Consider the following 24,618-nt stretch of genomic DNA (forward strand, 5'->3'; position numbering starts at 1 on the left):
ACACCGGCACAGCTCCCTTACCCCTTTTTCTCGGGGCGGTCAGCGCGCCAGGTCTGTTGTGACTGCCTCGGCGACCATGTCGGCCACCGCTGCGGTGACACCCATCTAGGCGGGCCGCCCCAGCCCGTCAACACCAAATTGCACTTTTACGACATTTGTGGGGGAAAAGTTCCTCAGCAGGCGTCCTGCGCGGTTCTAGACGGGTTCCGAACCCCTCCCCTAGCCCACGCGACAAAGCCTGCGGTTCGCGGTAGTTGACCGCATGCCTTCCCCTTATGACGCGATCATCCTCGGCGCCGGCGCGGCCGGACTCATGTGCGCCGCGGTCGCCGGCCAGCGCGGCCGGTCCGTTCTGCTCGTCGATCATGCCGATGCGGCCGGCAAGAAGATCCTGATCTCGGGCGGCGGGCGGTGCAATTTCACCAACCTCCACACCGCGCCGGACCGCTACGTCTCCGCCAATCCGCATTTCGCCAAATCGGCGCTCGGGCGATATACCGCGAGCGATTTCATTGCGCTGGTCGAGCGCCACCGGATCGCCTGGCATGAGAAGACGCTGGGGCAATTGTTCTGCGACGGCTCGGCCCGGCAGATCGTCGCGATGCTCCTCGACGAATGCGACGCGGGACGCGTCGACGTCGCTCTGTCCGCGCCCTTCGGCGAAGTCGGGCATGACGGCGCCGCGTTCACCGTCGCTTTGCCGGACCGCGTCGTCCGCGCGCCGCGGCTGGTGATCGCCACCGGTGGGCCCTCGATCCCCAAGCTCGGCGCCACCGGTGCCGCTTACGATCTCGCCCGACGATTCGGCCTCAAGGTGGTCGAGCCGCGGCCCGCACTGGTGCCCCTGACGCTCGGCGGCGACGAGGCGTTGTTTCGGACCTTGTCGGGCGTTGCCGCCGATGTCGTGGCCAGCGCCGGCAAGGCGCGGTTCCGCGAGGCGGCGTTGTTCACGCATCGCGGCCTATCGGGTCCTGCGATCCTGCAGGTGTCGAGCTATTGGCGACCGCGCGAGCCGATCGGCATCGACTTCATGCCGGATGCGGATCGCGACTGGCTGCTGACCGCCAAGCGTATGCAACCCCGTGCGACGCTGCGGCGGACACTGGCCGCGACGCTGCCGGACCGTCTCGCCGAGGCGCTCGCCGAACGGCTCGACCTGTCGGTCGAACTGGGCAACGTTCCCGACCGCCGGCTCGACGAGGCGGGGCGACGCTTGTCGGATTGGCGATTCACGCCCAACGGCAGCGAGGGATTCGCCAAGGCCGAAGTGACCGTCGGCGGGATCAGCACCGCCGATTTGTCGTCCCAGACGCTGGAAGCGCGCCGCGTCCCCGGCCTGCATGCGATCGGCGAGGCGGTCGACGTGACCGGCTGGCTCGGCGGCTATAATTTCCAATGGGCCTGGGCGAGCGGCTGGGCCGCGGCGCAGGCGCTCTAGACGATCAATCCTGCGCGGCGGGGCCGTCGGTCGAAACCGGGATGGCGTGCACGGCGCGATCCTGCGACGCGAGCAGATAGTCGGCGGTGGTCAGGAACGGGATCGGGTTGACCGCATGGCCGTCGATGCGGACCTCATAATGGAGATGCGGACCGGTCGAGCGACCGGTCGAGCCCATCAGCGCGATCAACTGGCCGCGGGTGACGCGGGCGCCGTCCTCGACGAGGATCTTGGACAGATGGCCGTAGCGGGTGGCGATGCCCTTGCCGTGGTTGATCTCGACCATATTGCCGTAGCCGCCGAGCCGCGAAGCGTGATCGATGATGCCGTCGGCGGTAGCGTAGATCGGCGTGCCGACCGGACCGGGGATGTCGACGCCGGCGTGCATCGCCGCGGTGCCGCGGAACGGGTCGGAGCGGATGCCGAAGTTGCTGGTGAACTGGAGATGCTGGACCGGCTGGACCGAGGGGATGGCGATCGCGCCCTGCGGCCGCGTATCGAGCTTCTTCCAGCTCTGGAACAGGGTGCGGAACTGCGCGTCGGCCTTGAGGTCGGCCTGTGCCTCGGCGCCGTTGGCATCGAGCATCGGGCCGCCCTTGCCCTGCGCCGCGACCGTGGCCCGCGGGGTGCCGTCTTCCGCCTGTGCTGCGCCAAAACCGAGGGTCATCGCACCGAGTGTGGCGACGATCGTGGCTGTACGGGCGAAAATGCTCATCGGACCCCAATATGATGCGCCGCGCCCGTGATGACGGGTGCGACCTATTCCCTCGTCTCGAAACCGCAGCCCCACCGCGTCCCTGACGGTCGATGTGTGCCCGCATTTCGCGGGTAACCACAAGAGCCGCTGCCCGGTCGCCGCGATCAAGCGGCTTGGGGCTGCGCCGAGTCGATGCGACACCGTCACATCGCCTGGATCGCGCGGGTTAGAAGACGGGGAACGGAGCCGGCGGTTCGGTCCGGGTTGACGGCCGTCGGCCGGGTGGCCGGGACGGCACGCCGGGGGGCATGACGCGCCCGATCGGGCGGCCTATAACGCGCGCTTCATCAAATGGATGGCTTGCATGCTCGACTCCACTTCCGCCCAGGTTCCCACGCTCAGCCTCGCCGATCAGGCCGGCGACCCCGATGGCTTCGCCGCAGCCTTCGGCGAATCGTTCGAGCGGTTCGGTTTTGCCATCGTCGCCGATCACGGCGTGCCGCAGGATCTGATCACCCGCGCCTGGCACGAGACGGAGGCGCTGTTCGCCCTGCCCGAAGCGGAGAAGCGCGACTATTTCGTCGCGGGCGGGGGTGGCGCGCGCGGCTATACGCCGTTCAAGACCGAGATCGCCAAGGACGCCAAGCACGTCGATCTCAAGGAATTCTGGCACATTGGTCGCGAGCTGCCGGAGGGGCATCGCTACGCCGACACGATGGCGCGCAATATCTGGCCGACGCGCCCCGAGGGCTTCAGGGACACGTTCCTCGAACTGTTCACCGCCTTCGACCGTGCGGGCGACCGGTTGCTGTCGGCGATCGCGCGGCATCTCGGCCTTGCGCCCGACTGGTTCGATCCCGCGGTGAAGGACGGCAATTCGGTGCTGCGCCTGCTCCATTATCCGCCGATCCCCGCGGATGCCGAGGGCGTGCGCGCCGGCGCGCATGAGGACATCAACCTCATCACGCTGTTGCTCGGCGCCGAGGAAGCGGGGCTGGAACTGCTCGACCGCGCGACCGGCCAGTGGCTGGCGATCAAGCCGCCAGAGGGCGCGATGGTGGTCAACGTCGGCGACATGCTGCAGCGGCTCACCAACCACGTGCTGCCGTCGACGACGCATCGCGTCGTCAATCCGCCGGTCGAGCGCCGCGGCCATTCGCGCTATTCGATGCCCTTCTTCCTGCACCCCGCGCCCGATTTCCTGATCGAGACGCTGCCGCAGACGATCAGCGCGGAGAATCCGAACCGCTATCCGCAGCCGATCACGGCGCACGACTATTTGCACCAGCGGCTGGTGGAGATTGGGCTGATCAAGGGGTAGGCGCGGCGGCGGCGGGATCGGAGCGATGGGGTCGGAGACTTCCGCCCCCATCGGTTCATCGCGGTTTTCGTCAGTCGAACCCGCGTTCGAGATAGCGTGTCGCGACCGCGCAATGCATCGCGATGCCCTTCGCCATGACTGATTCCTCGATCGTCATCCGCGTATTGTGGAGCGGCGGGTTGGTCGCCGGATCGCTGCCGGCGGGGGCGACGCCGAGGAAAGCGAAGGCGCCGGGGAATTTGCGCAGCACGTAGGAGAAATCCTCCGCGCCCATCATCGGCTGCGGCATCGGTGCGAAGGGCCGGCCGAGCTCGCCCGCCACCGTCTCGATCAGCGCCGCGCCACGCGGGTCGTTGACCGTCACCGGATAGCCTTCGTCGATCCACGCCTCTGCGGTGGCGCCATGCGCCGCGGCGATATTCTCGGCGATCCGCTTGATGGCGGCACGCATCGTCGTGCGCGTCGCCTCCGACAAGGTGCGCAAGGTGCCGAGCATACGGACCTCGCCCGGGATGATATTGTGTGCCGAGCCCGCCTCGATCTTGGTGATCGACAGCACCGCGGGGTCGGTGACCGCGATCGCACGCGCGACATAGGTCTGGAAAGCGGTGACGATCTCGCAGGCGACCGGCACCGGATCGATGCAATCGTGCGGCATGGCGGCGTGGCCGCCCGCACCACGCACGACGACGTGCACCGTATCCGCCGATGCCATGATCGATCCGGCGCGGGTGATGACGACGCCGGCGGGGGCATTGGGGGTGATGTGCAGCGCGAAGGCGGCGTCGGGCGCCGCGACGTCGAGCAGGCCGTCGTCGATCATGAAACGCGCGCCGTGATGGCCCTCCTCGCCCGGCTGGAACATGAAGACGACGGTGCCGGGGAGCTGATCGCGGCGCGCGGAGAGCGCACGGGCGGCGCCGACCAGCATCGCGGTGTGCGAATCATGGCCGCAGGCGTGCATGCGGCCGGGGATGGTGCTGGCGAAGGGCAGGCCCGTCTCCTCATCCATCGCCAGCGCGTCCATGTCGCCGCGCAGCAGCACGGTGCGGCCGTTGTCGCCCTTCTGCCCGCGCAGGATCGCGATTAGGCCGCTGGTCGCTTTGCCCTCGTGATATTCGAGCGGCAGGCCGGCGAGCGCCGCCTTGATCTTGTCGGTGGTGCGGCGGCAGTCGAGGCCGATCTCCGGCTCGGCATGGATTGCGCGGCGCAGGGTGACGATGTCGGCGAGCTCGGCTTCGCCGGCCGCGGTCCAGTCGCTGAGAATGGGGTCGTCGAGGGACATGATGAGGCTCCGTTTCGGGCGCCAGTTTGCGCCGGAGCGGGGTTGTTGTCGAGCTTTGGGGTGTGCTCCACGTAACCCGTCATCCCGGCGGAAGCCGGGACCCATTGATGCGGAACGTCGATAGTGGCGCGAAACCGCAAATGCGCCGTGACCGTGGTTCCCGGCGTTCGCCGGGATGACGAAGATGGGGACAAACGACCCCCCTTCACCGCATCAGATTGCCCAGCACGCTACGCAGCACCGTTCCGACGAGACCGCCGCCCGCCGACGAGCGCCGCGAGCCCGACCCGAACACCTGCTTGCCGATCTCGTTGGCGACCTGCCGCCCGATCGACGAACTCGCCGCGCGCGTGGCCGAGGTCATCGCCTTCGACCAGGGCGAGTTGGCCGCCTCGCGCGCTGCCGCCGCGTCCGCCTTGGTCTGCGCCGCCTGCGCGCGCGCCGCTTCCTTGGCGGCCTGCGCTTCGGCCTTGGCCTGCACCGCCGCCGCCTTGGCGGCATCGTCCTGCGCCCGCGCCGCCGCCGCGGAAGCCGCGGCCTCCTGCGTCTTGGCGGCGAGAATCTCCTCCGCCGATTCGCGATCGATCGCGGTATCGTATTTGTCGCCGACCGCGTCGGTCTGGATCATCACGGCGCGTTCCTGCGGCGTCACCGGGCCGACGCGGCTGGCAGGCGGCTTGATCAGCGTGCGTTCCACCGGCGCCGGCGACCCGTCCGCCTGCAACAACGACACCAGCGCCTCGCCGACCTTCAATTCGGTGATCGCGGTGGCGACGTCGACGCCCGGATTGGCGCGGAACGTCTCCGCCGCCGAACGCACCGCCGCCTGATCGCGCGGCGTGAAGGCGCGTAGCGCATGCTGGACGCGGTTGCCGAGCTGGCCGGCGACCGTGTCGGGGATATCGATCGGGTTCTGCGTGATGAAATAGATGCCCACCCCCTTGGAGCGGATCAGGCGAACGACCTGTTCGATCTTGTCGAGCAGCGCCTTGGGCGCGTCGTCGAACAGCAGATGCGCCTCGTCGAAGAAGAAGACGAGCTTGGGCTTGTCGGGATCGCCGACCTCGGGGAGATGCTCGAACAATTCGCTCATCAACCACAGGAGGAAGGTGCTGTAGAGCTTCGGCGCGGCCATGAGCTTGTCGGCGGCGAGGATGTTGACGATCCCCCTGCCCTTGTCGTCGGTACGGAGGAAGTCGTCCATCTCCAGCGCGGGTTCGCCGAAGAAATGATCGCCGCCCTGCGTGCGCAACTGGAGCAGCGCGCGCTGGATGGCGCCGATCGATTGCTTGGAGACGTTGCCGTAGGTGGTGGTGAGTTCGTCGGCACGGCTTGCGCAATGCGCCAGCATCGCCTGGAGGTCGTCGAGATCGAGGAGCAGCAGCCCCTCCTTGTCGGCGACGTGGAAGGCGATCGTCATCACCCCTTCCTGCACGTCGTTGAGATCCATCAGCCGGCTGAGCAGCAGCGGCCCCATTTCGCTGACCGTGGTGCGGATCGGATGGCCCTGTTCGCCGTACAGGTCCCAGAATTGTACCGGCGTATCGGCATAGGCCCAGTCGGTCTCGCCGATCTCGGCGGCACGCGCGGCGAAGGCGGCATGCGTCTTGGCCTGCGGCGAACCCGCCATCGCGAGGCCGGACAGGTCGCCCTTCACGTCCGCAACGAAGCTCGGCACCCCGACCTTCGCGAATCCCTCGATGATCCCCTGCAGGGTCACCGTCTTGCCGGTGCCGGTCGCACCGGCGATCAGGCCGTGGCGGTTAGCGCGCTTGAGGTCGAGCAGCTGCGGCTTGCCGCCGCCAAGGCCGATGAAGATGCCGTCGCTCATGTCCCGCTCCTGTGCTGGTGCCGGAGACCTACCCCGGCGTGCGGGCAAAAGGAAAGGGCCGCCGCTCCGGAGAGCGACGACCCTTCACCTGCACCGGTATGGCCGGGCTTACTTGATCTTCACCGGGATGAAGCCCGGGATCCGGCCACGCTGGACCAGCAGCAGGACCTGCGGACGACCCGCCGCCTTCGCCTGCGCGACGAGACGGGCGACGTCGGCCGCGGTGCGGACCGGCGTGCTGTTGACCGCCTGGATCACGTCGCCGCGCTTGATCTTGCCGTTGGCGTCGCTCGATGCGTCGACCGAGGCGACGACGACGCCCTGTACGGTGGGATCGACGCCGACCGCGCGGGCGATACCCGGGGTCAGCGGCTGGACGTTGAGCCCGAGCGGCGCCGAGCCGCCCTGGGTCGTGCCGGCGTCGTCATCGTCATTGCCGTCCGTCTGCGAATCATTCGGCCCGAACCCGCCGGAATCCTCGCCGCCATTGGCCAGCGCCTTCAGCTGGTCGTTCGACGGACGCGTCGCGACCTGGATGTTGAGCGACGTCGGCTGACCGGCGCGCAGCACCTCGAACCGGGCGGTCGTGCCCGGCTGGAGGTTCGAGACGAGACGCGTCAGCGTCTGGTCGGGCGTGACCTGCTGGCCGTTGATCTTGGTGACCACGTCGCCCGCGCGCAGACCGCCCTTGGCCGCCGGACCCGCCGGCTCGACCCTGGCGATCAGCTCGCCCTGGTTCTTCGGAATGCCGAGCGCCGCGGCGGCATCGTCGTTCACCGCACCGCCGATCGACACGCCGATATAGCCGCGGGTGATCTTGCCGCCCTTCATGAACGTCTCGATGATCGGCTTGGCGGTCGCCGCGGGAATGGCGAAGCCGATGCCGATATTGCCGCCCGACTGGCTGAAGATCTGCGAATTGACGCCGATCACATTGCCGTTGAGGTCGAACATCGGGCCGCCCGAATTGCCCTGGTTGATCGAGGCGTCGGTCTGAATGAACTGGTCATAGGCGCCACCCTGACCGGTGACGCGGTTGATCGCCGAGATGATGCCCGCGGTCACCGTGCCGCCGAGGCCGAAGGGCTCGCCGATCGCCAGCACCCAGTCGCCGACGCGGGCACGGCTCGAATCGCCCCACTTCACGAACGGCAGGCCGGCGGCGTCGATCTTGAGCAGCGCGAGATCCGAATCCTGGTCCTTGCCGATGACGCGTGCGGTATATTCCTTGTTGTTGCTCAGCGTCACGGTGATCGAATTGACCGTCGCGCCCTCCGCACCCGGCGCGATGACGTGATTGTTGGTCACGACATAGCCGTCCGGCGAGATCAGGAAGCCCGAGCCAAGCGACGCGCCCTCGCGCTTCACCGGGGCGCCACCCTGGCCACCGCCCATGCCGCCGAACAGATCGCCGAACGGCGTGCCCGAGAAGGGATTGGCCGGCTGGCGCTGGACGATCGTCTGCTTGGTCGAGATGTTGACCACCGCGGGCTGCAGCTTGGCGACCATGTCGGCGAAGCTCATCGGCGCGCCGGCCTTGGGCGCCGCCGCCTGGATCGCACCGGGCTCGTTCTGGGCCTGTTGCGCGGTGCTCGGCTGCAGCGCCAGCGTGGCGGTCGCGCCACCGAGGAGAAGCGCACTGGTAATGGCGTAGGCGTAGCGCACTAGGAGAAAATCCTCTTCATGAAGGGCGATCGGAATTGGTGCCTTAGTGGACCCAAACGCCTGAACGCCGCTTGAATGTTCATACGCCCGAAAGCTGGGGGCTCAATCCTCGCGGATCAACGCCCCCGGCCCTCGAACTCACGCAAGTAACTGTTTCCGGGTGACAAGATGATGGACGTCGAACCGCTCGGCGCCGGCCCGCCATCCGCCCCGAAGGTGTGGCGGTAGGACTGCATGGCGCGGTAGAAGTCGTAGAAGTCGGCATCCTTGGTGAAGCTTTGCGCATAGATGCGCGCCGCCGCCGCATCCGCCTCGCCGCGGATGATCTGCGCTTCCTTCTGACCCTGCGCGCGGATCGTCGTCGCCTGCTGCTGGCGGGCGGTCGCCATCCGGGCGAGCGCGCGGTCGAGCGGGCTGCCGTCGGGCAGATCGGCATGCTTGATCCGCACGTCGACGATCTGCACGCCATATTGGCTGGCGAGCCGCTGCATGCGGGTCTGGATATTGTCCATCACCTGGTCACGCTCGGGGCTGAGCAGCGTCGCGAACGGCTGGTTGCCGAGCTCGTTGCGGATCGAGCTGCCGAGCAGCGGGCGCAGCGCCTCGGTGATCGCCGCCTCGGTCTGCGAGGTGCTGCCGGTGGCGTTCACCGCCTTGAGCGGATCGATGATCCGGAAGCGCGCATAGGCATCGACCTCGAGCCGGAGCTGGTCGGACGAGAGCACCTGCTGGTTGTCGTAATCGACGTCGAGCACGCGCTTGTTGAGCCAGACCAGCCGGTCGATGAACGGGATGCGCAGGATCGGGCCGGCACCGGTACGGCCGAACTGCTCGTTCGGTTTCCACGCGTTGACGGTGCGCACCGGCTGCTCGAAGCGCAGGATGACCGCCTGCTGCGTCTCCGGCACGATGGTGATCGTCGCCGAGAACAGGATGACGAGGACCAGCGCGGCGAGGCCGAGCGCGATCGGGTGACGCCAAAGGCCGTTCACTGGCCGCCTCCCGTCGCGGGTGCGGGCTGCACCTGGGTCGCCTGCGCCGGCGCGGCATCGGGCAGTCGCCGCGCGCGGTCGAGCGGCAGATAGGGCACGACGCCATTGGCTTCGACGATCGTCTTGTCGGACTTGGCCAGCACGGCCTCCATGGTCTCGTAATACATTCGGCGGCGCGTCACCTCGGGAGCGAGGCGATACTGTTCGTACACCTTGTCGAACTGCGACGCTTCGCCTTCGGCGCGGGCGACGACCTGCTTGGCATAGGATTGCGCCTGGTTGCGCACGCCCTGCGCATCCTGCTGCGCGGCGGTGACGTCCTTAAACGCGTCGTTGACGCGCGCGGGCGGATCGGCCTGCTTGATGCCGACGCCGACGACGACGATGCCCGACTTATAATCGTCGAGCACCTTCTGCATCCGCTCCTGCACCTGGTTCTCGATCAGCGCGCGGCCCGGCCCGAGCGCCGAATCGAGGCTGACGTTCGCCACGACCTCGCGCATCGCGCTTTCCGCGGTGGCCCGCACCGTGTCGCGCGGGCGGTCGATCTGGAACACATAGTTCTGCGGGCTCGATATCTTCCAGCGTACCGCATAGGCCAGATCGATGATGTTCTGGTCGCGGGTCAACATCAGATTCTCGGTGCCGCTCTCCGGGAAGTTCTCGATCCGGATATTCTGCACGTCGACCTTGACGACCCGTGCGATCGGCGCCGGCATCGTCATCGCGATGCCGGGATCGAGCGTACCCGAATAGCGGCCGAGATAGGTGACGACGCCGCGTTCCTGCGGCGCGATCGGGTGGATCGAGGTGTAGAGGATCCAGACCAGCAGGATGATCCCCGCGCCGATCAGCCACAGCGCCCGCGCGTTGGGCGCGCCGGGCAGGCCACCCATGCCGCCGCCATTGCCGCCCCCGCCGCCGCCGCGCGCCTTGCGCAGGAAGTCGTCGAGCGCGGTCGGCTTGGCGCCGGTCTTCCGGGCGCCGGGCGGCAGCGACCACGGGTTGCGCGGACCGCCGTTGGCGCCGCCATTGGCGTCATCGCCCTGTCCCCAGGGACCCTTGGGCGTCTCGGCAGCGAGAATGGGAGGGCGGCTTTTGCGGCCCGGCAGGATATTCATCCTTTCCTTATAAGAAGGCGGACGCGGAAAAACAGTGGCAAGCCGCCGGCGCGGGCCTATCTGGTGCCGCATGACACAAGACGTAACGATTGCCGCGGTCCGCGCCGCCGCGGGCGAGCGGGCGACGGTCCGCTTCGAGGGCACGCGCGCCGGCATCGTGCTGGACGCGACCGGGCTCGGCGGCGCCGAGCGCGATGCGCTGGAAGCCGCGGTCCGCGCCGCGGCGAGCGCGGCCTGGGCGGGCGAGGTGCGGCTGGTGGTCACCGCCGAGCGCATCCATCGTCGCCTGCTTGCGGTGGCGAGCGGCAAGGGCGGCGTCGGCAAATCGACGCTCGCCGCCAATCTCGCCATCGCGCTGAAAGCGCGCGGGCGGCGCGTCGGTCTGGTCGACGCCGACATCTACGGCCCGTCGCAGCCGCGGCTGATGGCGGCGGAAGACCAGCGGCCGACCGCGAAGGACAAGGTGCTCGACCCCGTCCCCACCCCTTATGGCGTGCCGATGCTGTCGATGGGCCAGCTCATCCAGCCGGGCAAGGCGATCGCGTGGCGCGGGCCGATGGCGGCGGGCGCGCTCACCCAGCTGGTCGATGCCGATTGGGGCGCGACCGACACGCTGGTGCTCGACCTGCCGCCCGGCACCGGCGACGTGCAGCTCACCATGGTGCAGAAGCACAAGCCGGCGGGCGCGATCATCGTCTCGACGCCGCAGGATCTGGCGCTGATCGACGCGACGCGTGCGATCGACCTGTTCGACAAGGCGGGCATTCCGATCATCGGTATCGTCGAGAATATGGCGGGCTATGTCTGCCCGCATTGCGGTGAGCTGTCCGATCCGTTCGGCAACGGCGGCGCGCAGGCGACCGCGGAGCGGCTCGGCCTGCCCTTCCTGGGCCGGGTGCCGCTGGCGATCGGCATCCGCACCGCCTCCGATGCCGGTCAGCCGCCGGCGGCGGGGAACGGCGCCGATGCGACCGCGTTCCATGCGATAGCGGGTCAGGTCGACGACTGGCTGCGCACCCATTAAGGAGACGATCATGCCGCTGACCGACGATGCCGCGATCAAGGCACTGCTGGAAGGCGCACGGACGATCGCGCTGGTCGGCGCCTCCGACCGGCCAAATCGGCCGTCTCATGGCGTGATGGCGCGGTTGCAGCAGCACGGCTATCGCGTCATCCCGGTCAATCCGCAGATCACCGGCGAGCACGTCCTCGGCGAATTCGTCTTCCGTGACCTGCACCAGCTCGGTGACCCCATCGACATCGTCGACATCTTCCGCCGTCCCGACGCCGCCGGCGAAGCGGTCGACGAGGCGATCGCAATCGGTGCGAAGGCGGTCTGGCTGCAGCTCGGCGTGATCAACGAGGCGGCCGCGGCACGGGCGGAGGCGGCCGGGCTGCAGGTGGTCATGGACCGCTGCCCGGCGATCGAGATCCCGCGGCTCGGCGTCGCCCCGATCGAGGCTTGATTCGATAGCCCGGCTCGGCGAGGATGGCGGCACCGCTCGCTGTGGGAGTAGGCCTGGATGCTTGCGCTGCTGTTGCTGTTTGCCGCCCCGACCGAAGACCCCGCGAAGGTCATCGCGCGATCGTCGTCCTTGATCGCCGGCGATCGCTGCACCACCGATCCTGACAAGACCGACATCACCGTCTGCGGCCGGCGCCGCGCCGATCGCTTCCGCGTGCCGTTCGTCGTCCACGACGCGGGCGATCCCAAGCATGAGGCGGTGCGCGTCGAACGCGACCGGCTGCTCAACCGCACCAATCCGGTGCAGGAGCACAGCCCATTCCTCGTCGGTGGCGGCATGTCGGGCGTGACGGTGAGCAGTGCGACCGGCGTCAGCGGCGTCACCAACCGGCCGCTCGCGCCATGATCTGGCTCGCAATCGCTCTCCAGACCGCTGGCGCGCCGGCGCCGGAGGCTCCACAACGCTGGTCGATCCTCACCCCGCAGCCGTGTCCGCCGCAGGCCGACAAGAGCGACATCGTCGTCTGCGCCGACGGCAAATCGTCGCAGACGCTGCCGCTCCCCGACGAAGCGGGCCCGGCCCCCGGTCGCGGCGCCAACCGCGACCTGAAGGCGGCAACGGCGCTGGCGCTGGAAGCCCCGCCCTGCGCGGCGTCGCTCGGCGGCTGCACCGTCGGCTTCGGGCCACCGATCGTGCCGATCGTGAGCGCGCTGGCGAAGGTCGCCAAATCCGCCTTCGCCAGGAAACCGGACAAGCGCGGCCGCGTGGCGATCGACCTCAGCGAACCTTGATTCCACCACATGCGGCTGACGTCGAACGGTCACCCTGCAGGGTTATCGCCCATGAGGAATTGTGCGAGTCCGCCGTCTTCCAAACCCACCTCGTCACCCCGGACTTGTTCCGGGGTCCACCCTGCGGCGAGGTGAAAGGCCCGATGCAGGACCGTTCTCTCGCGGCCCGGTGGACCCCGGAACGAGTCCGGGGTGACGGATCTGACGAGGAAGCCGATCGAGCCTCATCACCGTAGCCGTATGCGATAGCCCTCCCCCTGGCGGGAGAGGAACATGGGATTACCCCAGGATCGGCATCCAGAGCGGCTGGCCGGACAGGCTCTGCGATCCGCGCAGCTTCTCCAAGGCATGGACCACCGCGCGTTCCGGACCTTCATGCGTGACGATCGCGACGATCGCGCTGCCGTCCGCCGCGACGCCACGCTGGATCAGGCTCTCGATCGACACGCCGGCATCGCGCATCGCCGCGGCGATCTCGGCAAGCACGCCGACCCGGTCCTGAACGGTGAACCGCAAATAGGATCGCGCGCGCCGTTCGCCGGTGTCCGCGGCCGGCTCGACGGTCAGCGCCGCCGCCGGCATCGCATAGGGCGAGCCATATTCGCCGCGTGCGATGTCGATCAGGTCGGCGACCACCGCGCTCGCGGTCGGTCCCTCGCCCGCGCCGGCGCCCTGGAAGAACAGGCGGCCGACGTAATTGCCCTCCGCCACCACCGCGTTGAGCGAGCCGGTGACGTGCGCGAGCGGATGGTCGACCGGCACGAGATGCGGATGCACGCGCTGGAACAGCCCGTGCGCATCCGCCTCGGCCACCCCGACCAGCCGCACGCGATAACCGAGCGCCGCCGCCTCGGCGATGTCGGCGGCGATGACGTGGCGCACCCCCGTCGCTGACACGTCGCCGAACGCCGGGCGCGTCCCGAAGGCGAGGCTCGCGAGGATCGACAATTTGTGCGCGGCATCGACGCCGTCGATGTCGAAACTGGGGTCCGATTCGGCATAGCCGAGCGCCTGCGCCTCGGCGAGCACCTCGGCGAAGTCGCGCCCCTCGGCCTCCATCTTCGACAGGATGAAATTGCAGGTGCCGTTGAGGATGCCATAGACACGGCTGATCCGGTTGGCCGCGGCGCCCTCGCGCAGCCCCTTGATCACCGGCACGCCGCCCGCCACCGCCGCCTCGAACTTGAGCGGCACCGTTGCCGTTTCGGCCGCCTGTGCGAGTTCGAGGCCGTGATGCGCGATCATCGCCTTGTTGGCGGTGACGAAGCCCTTGCCCGCCGCGATCGTCTGCCGCGCCAGCGTCAGCGCCGGGCCGTCCGACCCGCCGATCAGCTCGACGACGACATCCGCCGCGTCATGGCCGGCGAGATCGCGCATGTCGTCGATCCAGGCGAAACGGGCCAGATCGATGCCGCGATCCTTGTTGCGGTCACGTGCCGAGATGGCGACGATTTCGATCGGGCGGCCGGCGCGGCGGGTGATCAGATCGCGGTTGGCATCGAGCAGGCGGACGACGCCGCCGCCGACCGTACCGAGCCCGGCAAGGGCGACGCGCAAGGGTGTGTTGCTATCCATGGCCGCCGCCTAGCGGAAAGGCGCGTCGCCTGTCGAGACGGCGCAGCTTTATGTCGTGTACCGCGCCGCCATTGCCCGACCGCCGCGTACCGTGCCACAACCCGCCGCACTTCCATTTTGCCAGCGAGCGCATTTCCCTGATGGCCACCGCCCCCAGCCCCACCACCCGGCCCGTTGCCGAACTGACCGTTCGCGGCATCCTGCTCGGCGGGCTCATCACCCTGCTGTTCACCGCCGCCAACGTCTATCTCGGGCTGAAGGTGGGGCTGACCTTCGCCACCTCGATCCCCGCCGCGGTGATCTCGATGGCGATCCTGCGCTATCTGCCCGGCGCGACGATCCTCGAGAACAATATCGTCCAGACCGTCGCCTCGGCGGCGGGGACGCTCGCGGCGATCATCTTCGTGCTGCCCGGGCTGGTGATGATCGGCTGGTGGCAGGGCTTTCCCTATCTGCTCACCGCCGGGATCACGATGACCGGCGGCATCCTCGGCGTGATGTTCTCGGTGCCGCTGCGCCGCGCGCTCGTCGTCGATACCGACCTGCCCTATCCCGAAGGCCGTGCCGCGGCCGAGGTGCTGATGGTCGGCGCGGGCAGCCGCGCCGGCGAGGCGGAGAGCGGCCGCGGGCTGCGGCTGATCGTCGTCAACGCGCTGGTCTCGGCCGGCTTCGCCGTGCTGACCCAGACCAAATTGGTCGTCGCCGAGGCGGCGCATTTCTTCCGCGTCGGTGCCGGCGCGACCGCGATATCGGGCGGCCTGTCGTTCGCACTGATCGGCGCGGGCCATCTCGTCGGCCTGTCGGTCGGCCTCGCGATGTTCGCCGGCGTCATCATCGGCTGGTGGATCGCGCTGCCGATCCTCACCGGCCTGTCGCCCGCCGCGACCGGCGTCGGGATCGAGGCGTGGGTCGGCGGCGTGTTCCGCACCGACGTGCGCTTTCTCGGCGCGGGCGTGATCGGCGTCGCCGCGATCTGGACGCTGCTCAAGATCATCGGGCCGGTGCTCGGCGGCATCCGCTCGTCGATCGCGGCGAGCAAGGCGAAGCGCGGCGGTGCCGTGCTCGAACTGGGCGAGCGCGACCTGTCGATCGGTATCGTCGTCGCGGTGACGCTGGCGACGCTGGTGCCGATCGCCGGGCTGTTGTGGTCGGTGATCGCGGGCGGGCCGTTGCAGGGGTCGGCGCTGGTGCTGATCGCCGGCGCGCTGGTGTTCGTCCTGGTGCTCGGCCTCGTCATCGCCGCGGTGTGCGGCTATATGGCGGGCCTGATCGGCGCGTCGAACAGCCCGGTATCGGGGATCGGCATTCTCTCGGTGCTCGCCGCCAGCCTGATGCTCGTCGGCCTGTTCGGCCGCGCTGCCGGGCCGGATACGACGCAGGCGCTGGTCGCCTATGCGCTGATCGTCACCGGCATCGTCTTCGGCGTCGCGACGATCTCCAACGACAATCTTCAGGACCTCAAGACCGGCCAGCTCGTCGGCGCGACGCCGTGGAAGCAGCAGGTCGCGCTGATCTTCGGCGTCATCTTCGGCAGCCTCGTCGTGCCGCCGGTGCTCGAACTGCTGGCGACGACGCTCGGCTTCCAGGGGGCGCCCGGCGCCGGTCCCAACGCACTCGCCGCACCGCAGGCGGCGCTGATCTCCGCACTCGCCAAGGGCGTGCTCGGCGGCGATCTCAACTGGGCGATGATCGGCTATGGCGCGCTGGTCGGCGTCGCCGTCATCCTGCTCGACGAGACGCTTGGGCGGCTCGGCAAGCTGCGGCTGCCGCCGCTCGGCATCGGCCTCGGCGTCTATCTGCCGATGGCGGTGACGCTACCGGTGGTGATCGGTGCGGTGATCGGCGCCTTCTACGATCGCTGGGCGGAGCGGACGCCGGACGTCGAGCTCGCCAAGCGCATGGGCGTACTGACCGCCACCGGCATGATCGTCGGCGAGAGCCTGTGGGGCGTCGGCTTCGCGGTCATCGTCTACGCCACCAATTCCGACGCGCCGCTGGCGATCGCGCCGGCAGGGTTCGAGACGGTGGCGCTGATCGGCGGGACGATCGCCTTCCTCGCGCTGATCGCCGGCCTGTACCGTTACACGCGGCGATCCGTCGCCGCCTAAATGCGGCCAAGCGTTGGAACGCGGCGCAGGATCGGCCGTTGAACACGGCGAACCCGGTGATCACCCTGCCATCCCCCCCGGCCGGTGATTGCCGGGTTTTCCGTTAGCGTATCATGGGGTTCGTCGTGACATCGTCAGCACAAGAGAAGCGCGACCGACTGGCGAGGGTAAGCGAGGCGCTCAATTCCAGCGTCGCCGTGCCGACCGATACCTTCATCACTGACGATATTCCGCTGCTGCTGACCAAGCTCTCGCAGATCCCGGCCAAGCGGGGCGAGAAGCGCAGCGACGGCGCGGACTGAACGCCACGTCCCACAGCTCAAATGTCATCCCCGCGAAGGCGGGGATCCATAGACGCTGACGTAGCGGATCAATCGCAACCCTGCGCGTCTGGATCCCCGCCTTCGCGGGGATGACCAAGATTTGGGATGCCCCCCACAGTAGAGGGCCATCCCTCACACCATCGCGGCGAGCATGTCCTTGATCTTGACGAAGGCGAAGCCGACCGAACTGTCGGCGATGCCATAAGGCAGGAACAGCGTGTCGCCGTGCTTGATCGCACCGCAGCTATAGACGACGTTGGGCACATAGCCCTCGCGGTCCTGATCCTTCGCGGCGAGGATCGGCTCGCGCGTGCGGCCGAGCACCTTCGACGGATCGTTCTTGTCGAGCAGCGCCGCGCCGATCGAATATTTGCGCATCGCGCCGACGCCGTGGGTCAGCAGCAGCCAGCCCTCGTCAAGCTCGATCGGCGGACCGCAATTGCCGATCTGCACCAGCTCCCAGGGGAAGACGGGGGTCAGGATCTTCTCGCCCTCGTCCCAATGCTCCAGACTGTCCGACTTGAGCAGGAACAGATTCTCTCCGTCCTGGCGGCCGATCATCATATATTGGCCGGCGACCTTGCGCGGGAACAGCGCCATGCCCTTGTTGCGCGCCGCCGGCCCCGACATCGGCACGAGGTCGAAGGCGCGGAAGTCGCGCGTGCGCAACAGCTCGGACTGGATCACCGAGCCGTTATAGGCGGTGTAGGTGCCGATCCATTCGTAGCTGCCGTCCTCGTGCTGGAAATGCACGATGCGCAGGTCCTCGAGCCCCTTGGACTGCGCCTGGGTGATCGGGAAGATGACCGTGCCCGACAGCGTCGAATCGCGATGCCGCCAGACCGTGACCGGCCCCTCGGGAATCTCGTCCTCGCCGGCCCCGACGACGTCGGTCGCGGTGGCGAAGGGCGGCTCGGGCGCCAATTTCAGCTCGTTGCCGCTGGTGATGATCCCCTCGCGGAAGGCGACCGAGGAGATATGCCCCTCGCCCACCGAGCGCAGGCTCATCAGGATGCGCATCGATCCCTCGGGCATGCCCGTCTGGTCGAAATGCGGCACCGCGCTGGGATTCATCAGCGCCGCCGCGGCATAGCTGTATTCGTGGCAGAAATAGGCGCCGATCAGCTGACGCTTCTCGTCGCTGATCTCGGCACCGTCGAGGCCGAGCAGATCCTCGATCTCGTCGTAGCGCGTCATGAAGACGCGGCGCGTCTGCCAATGGCGCGCCTCGAAATCCTTGAGCACGGTCTCGAGCTGCTCGCGCGCCTCTTCCGGCGACATTTCGAGCACTTCACCGACCAGACGCTCGGTCCGGTTGGGTGGGCCGCCCTTGCCGCCCCACGCGATGTGGAACGGCCGGACGACGACACGGGACGGATCGGCATGAAGCCGCAAGCGGTGGGTGAACAGGTCCATCGCGATTGTTAAGCCTCGCCGGTCGGGTCGTTGACTGAGCCGCCGCCCGAACCGATCAGGCGACGCGGGTCGTCCCTGCCACGCCTTGGACCGACTTTGAAAGCCCCGAAATCGCGCAACTCGCCAGTTGGAGCGCCAAAATCGACTCGGCACCCTGATTGCGGTTGAGACCGGTCGGCATCAACCCGTCGAAACAGCCACCGTCCGCCGGACTGGCGAGCGGCAGGTCGAGATCGTTCTGGCCGAGATACCAGGCATAGGCCCGCTCCGCCTCCGCTACCCAGCGCGTATCCCCGGTCGCATGCCAGGCTGCCAGACAGGCATCCACCGTCGCCTGCGCTTCCAGCGGCTGCTGGTCGAATTGCAGCGGCTCGGCATAGGGCCGGCCGAAGCTCTCGGTGCCGACGGCACGGAAACGCCCCTCGGGAGAGGTCTGCCTGCCGACGATCCAGTCGAGCGTCTCCAGCCCGCAATCGATTAGGTCCTGCCGTTCCAGCGCCTGCCCGGCGACGATCAGCGCCTGCGGCAGACGGGCGTTGTCGTACGCAAGGACGATCTCGAACCATTTCCATTCCGGCCGGCGTGCCTCGGCCAGCAGGGCGAGATGATCGTCCGGAAAGCGTTCGAGGATCGAGCGCGCCAGATCATGGCCGGGCGACGCCTCGAGCATCGCCGCCGCGCCCAGCATCGCGAACGACTGCGCGCGCAGCGAACCCAGATCGAGCGCCAGACTGGCGGTCGCGTCGAACATGTTGCGCGCCCAGTCGCGGTGCTTGGCGTCCTTGCCGTCGCGCGCGGTGACGCCGAGCGCCCAGATGGCGCGGCCGTTCGAATCCTCGGACCCCACGTCTTCGCACCACGTCCGGTCGAAATTCATGAAGTTGCGGAACCGGCGCTCGTCGGGGTTCCAGGCATATTGCACGAACGACGCGTAGATCGTCGTCCATTTGTCGCGCTCGACGGGATCGATGTCGTCCATCGCGCTCATCAGCATCAGCGCGCGGGCATTGTCGTCGATGCAATAGCCGTGACGACGATCGGGCACCGAATAGATCGAATGCTGCAACATGCCGGTCGCGTCGCTCATCCGCTCGACCGCGGCGAAATTGGGCTTCAAGGCGCGCACGCCCTGCTGGACCTGCGCCAGACGCCGGGGGCGTGCGGCGACCGCCACCTCGGTCTCGTGCAGCGTCGCTTCGGCGAGGCGCGGCCAGATCATCGTCCGGCCGCGATCATAGGCCCGCTGCGCCAGCCGCGTGCGATCACGCGCGCTCGACAGCAACCGGTCGATCTCGCGCGCGAAGGCAGCGACATCGCGGAAGTCGACGAGCACGCCATGGCCGTCGGCAAGGATCTCGGTCGCATGAACGTAAGGGGTGGAGATCACCGCCTTGCCGACGCCGACCGCATAGGACAGCGTCCCGGAGGTAATCTGCGCCGGGTTCAGATAAGGCGTCGCATAAATGTCGGCGGCCTGGAGATAATCGATCAACTCGTCATGTTCGACGAACGCGTCGATGAACGCGACATTGTCGCCGACGCCATGCTCTTCCGCCAGCGCCTTCAGGCGATCGCGATAGGCCTCGCCCTCATGCGCGACGAGATTGGGATGGGTCGCGCCGAGCACGACATACAGCAGATTCGGGTGCCGCGCCGTAACGGCGGGCAGCGCATCGATGATCGTCTCGATCCCCTTGTTGGGCGCGAGCAGTCCGAAGGTCAGCACCACGTCACGACCCTGCCAGCCGAAGCGCGGCTTCAGCGTCTCGGGATCGACGAAGAGGCGATCGGGCACGCCATGCGGGATCATCGCGATCTGTCGCGGCGCCGCACCGTAGACGCGGCGCAGGATGTCGCGGCCACGCTCGGCCATCACCACCACCTTGGCGGCGCGGCGCAACAGACCTTCGAGCACGCGACGCTCGTCGGCATTGGGCTTCTCGAGCACGGTATGGAGCGTGACGATCACCGGCAGCGTCGTCCGGTCGAGCAGCGCGAGCAGATATTCGCCGGCGGGACCGCCGTAGATGCCATATTCGTGCTGCACCCAGATCGCCTGCGCGCCGCTCGCCTCGATCGTGCGTGCGGTCGACAGATAGGCGGACAGATCGGTCTGCGGGATCGTGCCGGTCACCGCGGGCGGATAGTCGTAGCGCCCGGGATGATCGTCCATCGCATAGACGTCGACGTGCACGTCCGGGAACCGGTCGCGCATCGCCTGATAGACGTCCGTCGTGAAGGTGGCCAAACCGCACTGGCGGGGCAGGAAATTGCCGATCATCGCCAGATGCCGGATTGTCTCTCCGTTAGCCGCAGTCGGTCCCATGCCTGTTCCTTCGCTGTTGCAACATTACGGCTGTACCGCAAACCTTGCCTGCAGATGAACACGCTCGGGCGGCAAAGGTTGCAGTGATGTTGCACCGCAACCCGGATATTGGGTTAATTTTGATCAACCCCTGCCGCGATACGGCTGCACGCCCTGGTCGGGCAGCCACAGGTCGGACGGGGGCGGTCCGGACTGCCAGAAGACGTCGATCGGGATGCCGCCGCGCGGATACCAATAGCCGCCGATCCGCAGCCATTGCGGCTTCATCTCGTCGAACAGGCGCTGGCCGATTCCGACGGTGCAATCCTCGTGGAAGCCGGCGTGGTTGCGGAACGAGCCGAGGAACAGCTTGAGCGACTTGGATTCAACGATCGTCTCGCCGGGCGCATAGTCGATGACCAGATGCGCGAAGTCGGGCTGGCCGGTCACCGGACACAGCGAGGTGAATTCCGGCACGGCGAACCGGACGAGATAGGTCGTCCCGGCACGCGGGTTGGGAACATAATCGAGCACCGCTTCGTCGGGAGAGGCGGGCAGCTGGCTGGCTTGGCCGAGGTGCATTGGGGTCATGCCCCGCCATGTAGGATGTCGATCCCGATATGAAAACGCTGGTTCCGGTGCTGGGCGACCAGCTCAGCCTGTCCCTCTCCTCGCTGCGCGACGCCGATCCGGCCGAAACGATCGTGCTGATGATGGAGGTCGGCGACGAGACGACCTATGTCCGCCACCACAAGCAGAAGATCGCCTATATCCTGTCGGCGATGCGCCACCATGCCGCGGCGCTGACCGACGCCGGCTGGACGGTCGATTACGTCCGGCTCGACGATCCCGACAACAGCGGCAGCTTCACCGGCGAGATCGCGCGTGCCGTCCAGCGCCACGCCCCGGAGCGGATCGTCGTCACCGAGGCCGGCGAATGGCGCGTCGTCGCGATGATCGAGTCGTGGGAGACGGTCTTCGGCATCCCCGTCGAGATCCGCAGCGACGACCGTTTCGTCTGCGACCATGCCGAGTTCGAAGCCTGGGCGAAGGACCGCCAGCAACTGACGATGGAATTCTTCTACCGCGTCATGCGCCGCAAGACCGGGCTGCTGATGGACGGCAAGCAGCCGGCAGGTGAGCGCTGGAACTTCGACAAGGAGAACCGCAAGCCGGCGAAGAACGACCTGTTCATGCCGCGGCCGCACGCCTTCGCCGCCGACGCGGTCACGCAGGAGGTGCTGGCGCTGGTCGCCGAGCGGTTCGCGGATCATCCCGGCACGCTCGACGGCTTCGCTTATGCGGTGACCGCGGCGGATGCCGAGAAACAGGCCGCCTATTTCTTCGAAAAGGCGTTGCCGCAATTCGGCGATTACGAGGACGCCATGCTGACCGGCGAGCGCTATCTGTGGCACTCGATCCTGTCGCCCTACATCAATTCCGGGCTGCTCGACCCGCTCGACCTATGCCGGCGCGCCGAGGCGGAATATCGCGCCGGCCGCGCGCCGCTCAATTCGGTCGAGGGCTATGTCCGCCAGATCATCGGCTGGCGCGAATATATGCGCGGCATCTACTGGCGTGAGGGGCCGGACTACGTCGAACGGAACTTCCTCGATCATCACCGCAAATTGCCCGGCTGGTATTGGACCGGCGAGACCGACATGCATTGCCTCAAGGAAGCGATCGGCCAGACGCTCGCCACCGCGCATGCGCATCACATCCAGCGCCTCATGGTCACCGGCAATTTCGCGCTGCTGATCGGCGCCGATCCGGCCGAAGTCCATCGCTGGTATCTCGAAGTCTATATCGACGCGTATGAATGGGTCGAGCTGCCCAATACGCTCGGCATGAGCCAGTTCGGCGACGGCGGGCTGCTCGGCTCGAAGCCCTATATCTCGTCGGGCGCCTATATCGACCGGATGAGCGACTATTGCGGCAAATGCCGCTACGACGTGAAGCAGCGCGTCGGCGAAAACGCCTGTCCGTACAATGCGCTATACTGGGATTTCCTCGTCCGCCACGAGGACAAGCTGGGCAGCAACATGCGGCTGCGCATGCCATATAGTACGTGGGCGAAGCAATCCGCGCAATCTCAAAAGGATACACGCGCGCGAGCCGCAACATTCTTGCAGGCCCTCGACACGGCCGGGGAAGACGGCTATTGACGATGCCGGGCACTCCTCCCCAGTCGTCGGCCCGACTAACACGTGTGAACGTATGGAGAGAGTGATGGACGCGTTGGTGACCACCGAATGGCTGGCCGGGGAACTCGGTGCGAGCGATCTCAGGATCGTCGATGCCACCTATGTCGATGCGGCGCTCGGCCGCGACGTCGCTGCCGACTATGAGGCGGCGCATATCCCCGGCGCCGTGTTCCTGAACCTCGGCGAGCTGCGCGATACCGACAATCCGCTGCCGATGATGCTGCCGTGCGCGGAAAAGTTCGCCAGCCGCATGCAGAGCCTCGGGCTCGGCGACGGCAGCCGCATCGTGCTCTACGACGATTCGCCCTGGCATACCGCGGCGCGGGCGTGGTGGATGCTGCGCACCTTCGGCGCACATGACGTCGCGATCCTCGACGGCGGCCTCGCCAAATGGCGCGCCGAGGGGCGCGAGACGGCGAGCGGCAAGGAAACGCTGCGCCACCGCCACTTCACCGTCTGGGTGGATCACAAGGGCGTCCGCACGCTCGACCAGATGAAGGCCAATCTCGCCAGCGGCGACGAGCAGGTGGTCGATGCCCGCTCGGCGGCGCGCTTCACCGGCGAAGAGCCCGATCCGCGTCCGGCGACGCACGCCGGTCATATCCCCGGCTCGAAGAACCTGCCGTATACCGGTCTCTTCAACCCCGACGGCACGTGGAAGCGGGGCGATGCGCTCGCGACGGCGTTCGCGCAGGCGGGGGTCGATCTCGACCGGCCGATCGCATTGACCTGCGGCTCCGGGATCACCGCAGCGACGCTCGCTTTCGGTCTGCACTTGCTCGGCAAGGACGCCGCGCTCTACGATGGCAGTTGGTCGGAATGGGGAGCGGATCGCTCGACGCCCAAGGCCATGGGAGCCAAGGAAACCGTTGACGGATGACACCACGACCGGCCGGCCTTTCGGGGACGCGACGCGCGTCGTCCAGGCCGGCCGGCGCTCCGAATGGACGCAAGGCATCGTCAACACGCCGGTCTGGCGTGCCTCGACGATCCTCTACGACAGCATCGCCGATCTGCGCGCCAATGCCCGTCCCGACACGCATCACCGCCTCTATTACGGCCGGCGCGGCACGCCGACGCAATGGAGCCTCGCCGACGCGCTGACCTTGCTGGAACCGGGGGCGGAGGCGACCTTCCTCTACCCGTCCGGCGTCGCGGCGATCGCGGCGGCGTTGCTCTCGGTGCTGTCGCCCGGCGACGAACTGCTGCTGGTCGACAGCGCCTATGATCCGACGCGCGGCCAGGCGATGCAGTTGCTCAGGCGTTTCGGCATCACGACGCGCTTCTACGACCCGCTGATCGGCGCGGGGATCGAGGCGCTGATCGGCCCGGCGACCAAGGCGATCTTCCTCGAAAGCCCGGGCAGCCTGACCTTCGAGGTGCAGGACGTGCCGGCGATCGTCGCGGTCGCCAAGGCCCACGGGCTGACGACGCTGCTCGACAACACTTGGGCGACGCCGCTGTTCTTCCCGGCGATCGAGAAGGGCATCGACCTCACCATTCTCGCCGCGACCAAATATGTCGTCGGCCATTCCGACGCGATGCTCGGCGCGGTGACCGCGGCGCCGGGCCATTATGCGCGGCTGCGCGATACGAGCTATCAGCTCGGGCAGGTCGCCTCGCCCGACGACAGCTGGCTCGGCAGCCGCGGCCTGCGGACGATGGCGGTACGGCTCGCGCAGCATCAGCGCAGCGCGCTGGAGATCGCGCATTGGCTGGCCGAACGGCCCGAGGTGGCGCAGGTGCTGCACCCGGCGCTGCCCTCCTGCCCCGGCCACGATCTGTGGGTGCGCGACTTCAAGGGATCGAGCGGACTGTTCTCGTTCGTGCTGAGCGGCGGCGGCGAGGCCGCGCGCGCCGCCCTGATCGATACGCTCGAGCTGTTCGGGATCGGCTATAGCTGGGGCGGGTTCGAGAGCCTCGCCATCCCCGCCGACCCGGCGCGGATCAGGACCGCGGCGCCGCGGGACTATGCCGGACCGATGGTGCGGTTGCAGATCGGTCTGGAGGATCCGGCCGACCTGATCGCCGATCTGGAGCGGGGATTGGCGGCGTTCCGGGCCAAATTGTAACCTAAATT

General features: G+C 67.8%; 21 protein-coding genes. 11 read left to right on the top strand and 10 right to left on the bottom strand.

Going from position 1 to position 24,618, the window contains the following annotated elements; genetic code table 11:
• The first annotated feature begins 262 nt into the window (after nt 1–262).
• Nucleotides 263–1,438, top strand: coding sequence for a BaiN/RdsA family NAD(P)/FAD-dependent oxidoreductase (locus AC07U4_RS16630; protein ID WP_495196193.1), 1,176 nt, complete (start codon nt 263–265; stop codon nt 1,436–1,438).
• Between the two features lie 4 nt (nt 1,439–1,442).
• On the opposite strand, the gene AC07U4_RS16635 is transcribed toward AC07U4_RS16630, so the two are convergent.
• Complete coding sequence (locus AC07U4_RS16635) at nt 1,443–2,153, bottom strand: M23 family metallopeptidase (RefSeq protein WP_081974387.1); 711 nt, start codon at nt 2,151–2,153, stop codon at nt 1,443–1,445.
• A 346-nt stretch (nt 2,154–2,499) separates the two neighbouring features.
• Here AC07U4_RS16635 and AC07U4_RS16640 point away from each other — a divergent pair, with 346 nt between their 5' ends.
• Nucleotides 2,500–3,456, top strand: coding sequence for an isopenicillin N synthase family dioxygenase (locus tag AC07U4_RS16640; RefSeq protein ID WP_495196194.1), 957 nt, complete (start codon nt 2,500–2,502; stop codon nt 3,454–3,456).
• Nucleotides 3,457–3,526: 70 nt separating this feature from the next.
• Here the strand turns inward: AC07U4_RS16640 and AC07U4_RS16645 are convergent, their stop codons facing one another.
• The 5 genes from AC07U4_RS16645 to hflK all read right to left on the bottom strand — a co-directional run bounded on the left by AC07U4_RS16645 (nt 3,527) and on the right by hflK (nt 10,350).
• Complete coding sequence (locus tag AC07U4_RS16645; RefSeq protein ID WP_495196195.1) at nt 3,527–4,741, bottom strand: M20 metallopeptidase family protein; 1,215 nt, start codon at nt 4,739–4,741, stop codon at nt 3,527–3,529.
• Between the two features lie 205 nt (nt 4,742–4,946).
• Nucleotides 4,947–6,572 carry a helicase HerA-like domain-containing protein gene (locus tag AC07U4_RS16650; RefSeq protein ID WP_495196196.1) on the bottom strand — a complete coding sequence of 542 codons (1,626 nt, stop codon included), beginning with the start codon at nt 6,570–6,572 and terminating at the stop codon, nt 4,947–4,949.
• Nucleotides 6,573–6,680: 108 nt separating this feature from the next.
• Nucleotides 6,681–8,237, bottom strand: a complete 1,557-nt coding sequence (locus AC07U4_RS16655; protein WP_038661750.1) for a Do family serine endopeptidase — start codon at nt 8,235–8,237, stop codon at nt 6,681–6,683.
• Between the two features lie 116 nt (nt 8,238–8,353).
• Nucleotides 8,354–9,229, bottom strand: a complete 876-nt coding sequence (hflC, locus tag AC07U4_RS16660) for a protease modulator HflC (protein ID WP_038661752.1) — start codon at nt 9,227–9,229, stop codon at nt 8,354–8,356.
• Complete coding sequence (gene hflK, locus AC07U4_RS16665) at nt 9,226–10,350, bottom strand: FtsH protease activity modulator HflK (RefSeq protein WP_038661755.1); 1,125 nt, start codon at nt 10,348–10,350, stop codon at nt 9,226–9,228. Before hflK ends, hflC begins: the two co-directional genes overlap by 4 nt.
• Nucleotides 10,351–10,420: 70 nt before the next feature.
• Here hflK and AC07U4_RS16670 point away from each other — a divergent pair, with 70 nt between their 5' ends.
• From AC07U4_RS16670 to AC07U4_RS16685, 4 genes are read left to right on the top strand one after another with little or no spacing between them, the layout of a single operon-like run.
• Nucleotides 10,421–11,374 (top strand): Mrp/NBP35 family ATP-binding protein, encoded by a 954-nt coding sequence (locus tag AC07U4_RS16670; protein WP_038661758.1) that lies wholly within the window; start codon nt 10,421–10,423, stop codon nt 11,372–11,374.
• Nucleotides 11,375–11,384: 10 nt separating this feature from the next.
• Nucleotides 11,385–11,816: a CoA-binding protein gene (locus tag AC07U4_RS16675; RefSeq protein ID WP_495196197.1), complete on the top strand. Its 432-nt coding sequence runs from the start codon at nt 11,385–11,387 to the stop codon at nt 11,814–11,816.
• A 57-nt stretch (nt 11,817–11,873) separates the two neighbouring features.
• Nucleotides 11,874–12,221: a hypothetical protein gene (locus AC07U4_RS16680; protein ID WP_495196198.1), complete on the top strand. Its 348-nt coding sequence runs from the start codon at nt 11,874–11,876 to the stop codon at nt 12,219–12,221.
• On the top strand, nt 12,218–12,607 hold the full coding sequence (locus AC07U4_RS16685; RefSeq protein WP_495196199.1) for a hypothetical protein: 390 nt from the start codon (nt 12,218–12,220) through the stop codon (nt 12,605–12,607). Before AC07U4_RS16680 ends, AC07U4_RS16685 begins: the two co-directional genes overlap by 4 nt.
• A gap of 279 nt (nt 12,608–12,886) precedes the next feature.
• Here AC07U4_RS16685 and AC07U4_RS16690 read toward each other — a convergent pair whose 3' ends face one another.
• Nucleotides 12,887–14,182: a homoserine dehydrogenase gene (locus tag AC07U4_RS16690; protein WP_495196200.1), complete on the bottom strand. Its 1,296-nt coding sequence runs from the start codon at nt 14,180–14,182 to the stop codon at nt 12,887–12,889.
• A 140-nt stretch (nt 14,183–14,322) separates the two neighbouring features.
• Here AC07U4_RS16690 and AC07U4_RS16695 point away from each other — a divergent pair, with 140 nt between their 5' ends.
• Nucleotides 14,323–16,290, top strand: coding sequence for an OPT family oligopeptide transporter (locus AC07U4_RS16695; RefSeq protein WP_495196201.1), 1,968 nt, complete (start codon nt 14,323–14,325; stop codon nt 16,288–16,290).
• Between the two features lie 125 nt (nt 16,291–16,415).
• Complete coding sequence (locus tag AC07U4_RS16700) at nt 16,416–16,592, top strand: hypothetical protein (protein WP_156143806.1); 177 nt, start codon at nt 16,416–16,418, stop codon at nt 16,590–16,592.
• Nucleotides 16,593–16,745: 153 nt separating this feature from the next.
• On the opposite strand, the gene AC07U4_RS16705 is transcribed toward AC07U4_RS16700, so the two are convergent.
• The 3 genes from AC07U4_RS16705 to queF all read right to left on the bottom strand — a co-directional run bounded on the left by AC07U4_RS16705 (nt 16,746) and on the right by queF (nt 20,925).
• On the bottom strand, nt 16,746–18,029 hold the full coding sequence (locus AC07U4_RS16705; RefSeq protein ID WP_495180792.1) for a glycoside hydrolase family 130 protein: 1,284 nt from the start codon (nt 18,027–18,029) through the stop codon (nt 16,746–16,748).
• Nucleotides 18,030–18,084: 55 nt separating this feature from the next.
• Entirely contained in the window at nt 18,085–20,355 is a 2,271-nt protein-coding gene (locus AC07U4_RS16710; protein WP_495196202.1) for a glycosyltransferase family 4 protein, read from the bottom strand.
• Nucleotides 20,356–20,478: 123 nt separating this feature from the next.
• The gene (gene queF / locus AC07U4_RS16715) at nt 20,479–20,925 is read right to left on the bottom strand and encodes a preQ(1) synthase (RefSeq protein ID WP_495180794.1); all 447 of its coding nucleotides are present in this window, start codon (nt 20,923–20,925) and stop codon (nt 20,479–20,481) included.
• Nucleotides 20,926–20,954: 29 nt separating this feature from the next.
• Between queF and AC07U4_RS16720 the strand changes: the two genes are divergently transcribed.
• The 3 genes from AC07U4_RS16720 (at nt 20,955) to metC (ending at nt 24,610) form a co-directional block, all read left to right on the top strand.
• Complete coding sequence (locus AC07U4_RS16720) at nt 20,955–22,499, top strand: cryptochrome/photolyase family protein (RefSeq protein ID WP_495196203.1); 1,545 nt, start codon at nt 20,955–20,957, stop codon at nt 22,497–22,499.
• 64 nt (nt 22,500–22,563) lie between these two features.
• Entirely contained in the window at nt 22,564–23,418 is an 855-nt protein-coding gene (sseA, locus tag AC07U4_RS16725) for a 3-mercaptopyruvate sulfurtransferase (protein ID WP_495196204.1), read from the top strand.
• Nucleotides 23,408–24,610: a cystathionine beta-lyase gene (gene metC / locus AC07U4_RS16730; protein WP_495196205.1), complete on the top strand. Its 1,203-nt coding sequence runs from the start codon at nt 23,408–23,410 to the stop codon at nt 24,608–24,610. The genes sseA and metC overlap by 11 nt, the downstream gene beginning before the upstream one ends.
• Nucleotides 24,611–24,618 lie beyond the last annotated feature (8 nt).

The sequence above is a fragment of the Sphingomonas sp. GW821-FHT02B09 genome, assembly GCF_059421875.1.

Coding starts and splice junctions, on each gene's coding strand:
- AC07U4_RS16690 (WP_495196200.1), bottom strand. CDS start 14,182: ATGGATAGCAACACACCCTTGCGCGTCGCCCTTGCCGGGCTCGGTACG.
- AC07U4_RS16685 (WP_495196199.1), top strand. CDS start 12,218: ATGATCTGGCTCGCAATCGCTCTCCAGACCGCTGGCGCGCCGGCGCCG.
- AC07U4_RS16635 (WP_081974387.1), bottom strand. CDS start 2,153: ATGAGCATTTTCGCCCGTACAGCCACGATCGTCGCCACACTCGGTGCG.
- AC07U4_RS16650 (WP_495196196.1), bottom strand. CDS start 6,572: ATGAGCGACGGCATCTTCATCGGCCTTGGCGGCGGCAAGCCGCAGCTG.
- AC07U4_RS16670 (WP_038661758.1), top strand. CDS start 10,421: ATGACACAAGACGTAACGATTGCCGCGGTCCGCGCCGCCGCGGGCGAG.
- AC07U4_RS16645 (WP_495196195.1), bottom strand. CDS start 4,741: ATGTCCCTCGACGACCCCATTCTCAGCGACTGGACCGCGGCCGGCGAA.
- AC07U4_RS16630 (WP_495196193.1), top strand. CDS start 263: ATGCCTTCCCCTTATGACGCGATCATCCTCGGCGCCGGCGCGGCCGGA.
- AC07U4_RS16675 (WP_495196197.1), top strand. CDS start 11,385: ATGCCGCTGACCGACGATGCCGCGATCAAGGCACTGCTGGAAGGCGCA.
- queF (WP_495180794.1), bottom strand. CDS start 20,925: ATGACCCCAATGCACCTCGGCCAAGCCAGCCAGCTGCCCGCCTCTCCC.
- AC07U4_RS16720 (WP_495196203.1), top strand. CDS start 20,955: ATGAAAACGCTGGTTCCGGTGCTGGGCGACCAGCTCAGCCTGTCCCTC.
- AC07U4_RS16695 (WP_495196201.1), top strand. CDS start 14,323: ATGGCCACCGCCCCCAGCCCCACCACCCGGCCCGTTGCCGAACTGACC.
- hflK (WP_038661755.1), bottom strand. CDS start 10,350: ATGAATATCCTGCCGGGCCGCAAAAGCCGCCCTCCCATTCTCGCTGCC.
- AC07U4_RS16680 (WP_495196198.1), top strand. CDS start 11,874: ATGCTTGCGCTGCTGTTGCTGTTTGCCGCCCCGACCGAAGACCCCGCG.
- AC07U4_RS16705 (WP_495180792.1), bottom strand. CDS start 18,029: ATGGACCTGTTCACCCACCGCTTGCGGCTTCATGCCGATCCGTCCCGT.
- AC07U4_RS16710 (WP_495196202.1), bottom strand. CDS start 20,355: ATGGGACCGACTGCGGCTAACGGAGAGACAATCCGGCATCTGGCGATG.
- sseA (WP_495196204.1), top strand. CDS start 22,564: ATGGACGCGTTGGTGACCACCGAATGGCTGGCCGGGGAACTCGGTGCG.
- AC07U4_RS16640 (WP_495196194.1), top strand. CDS start 2,500: ATGCTCGACTCCACTTCCGCCCAGGTTCCCACGCTCAGCCTCGCCGAT.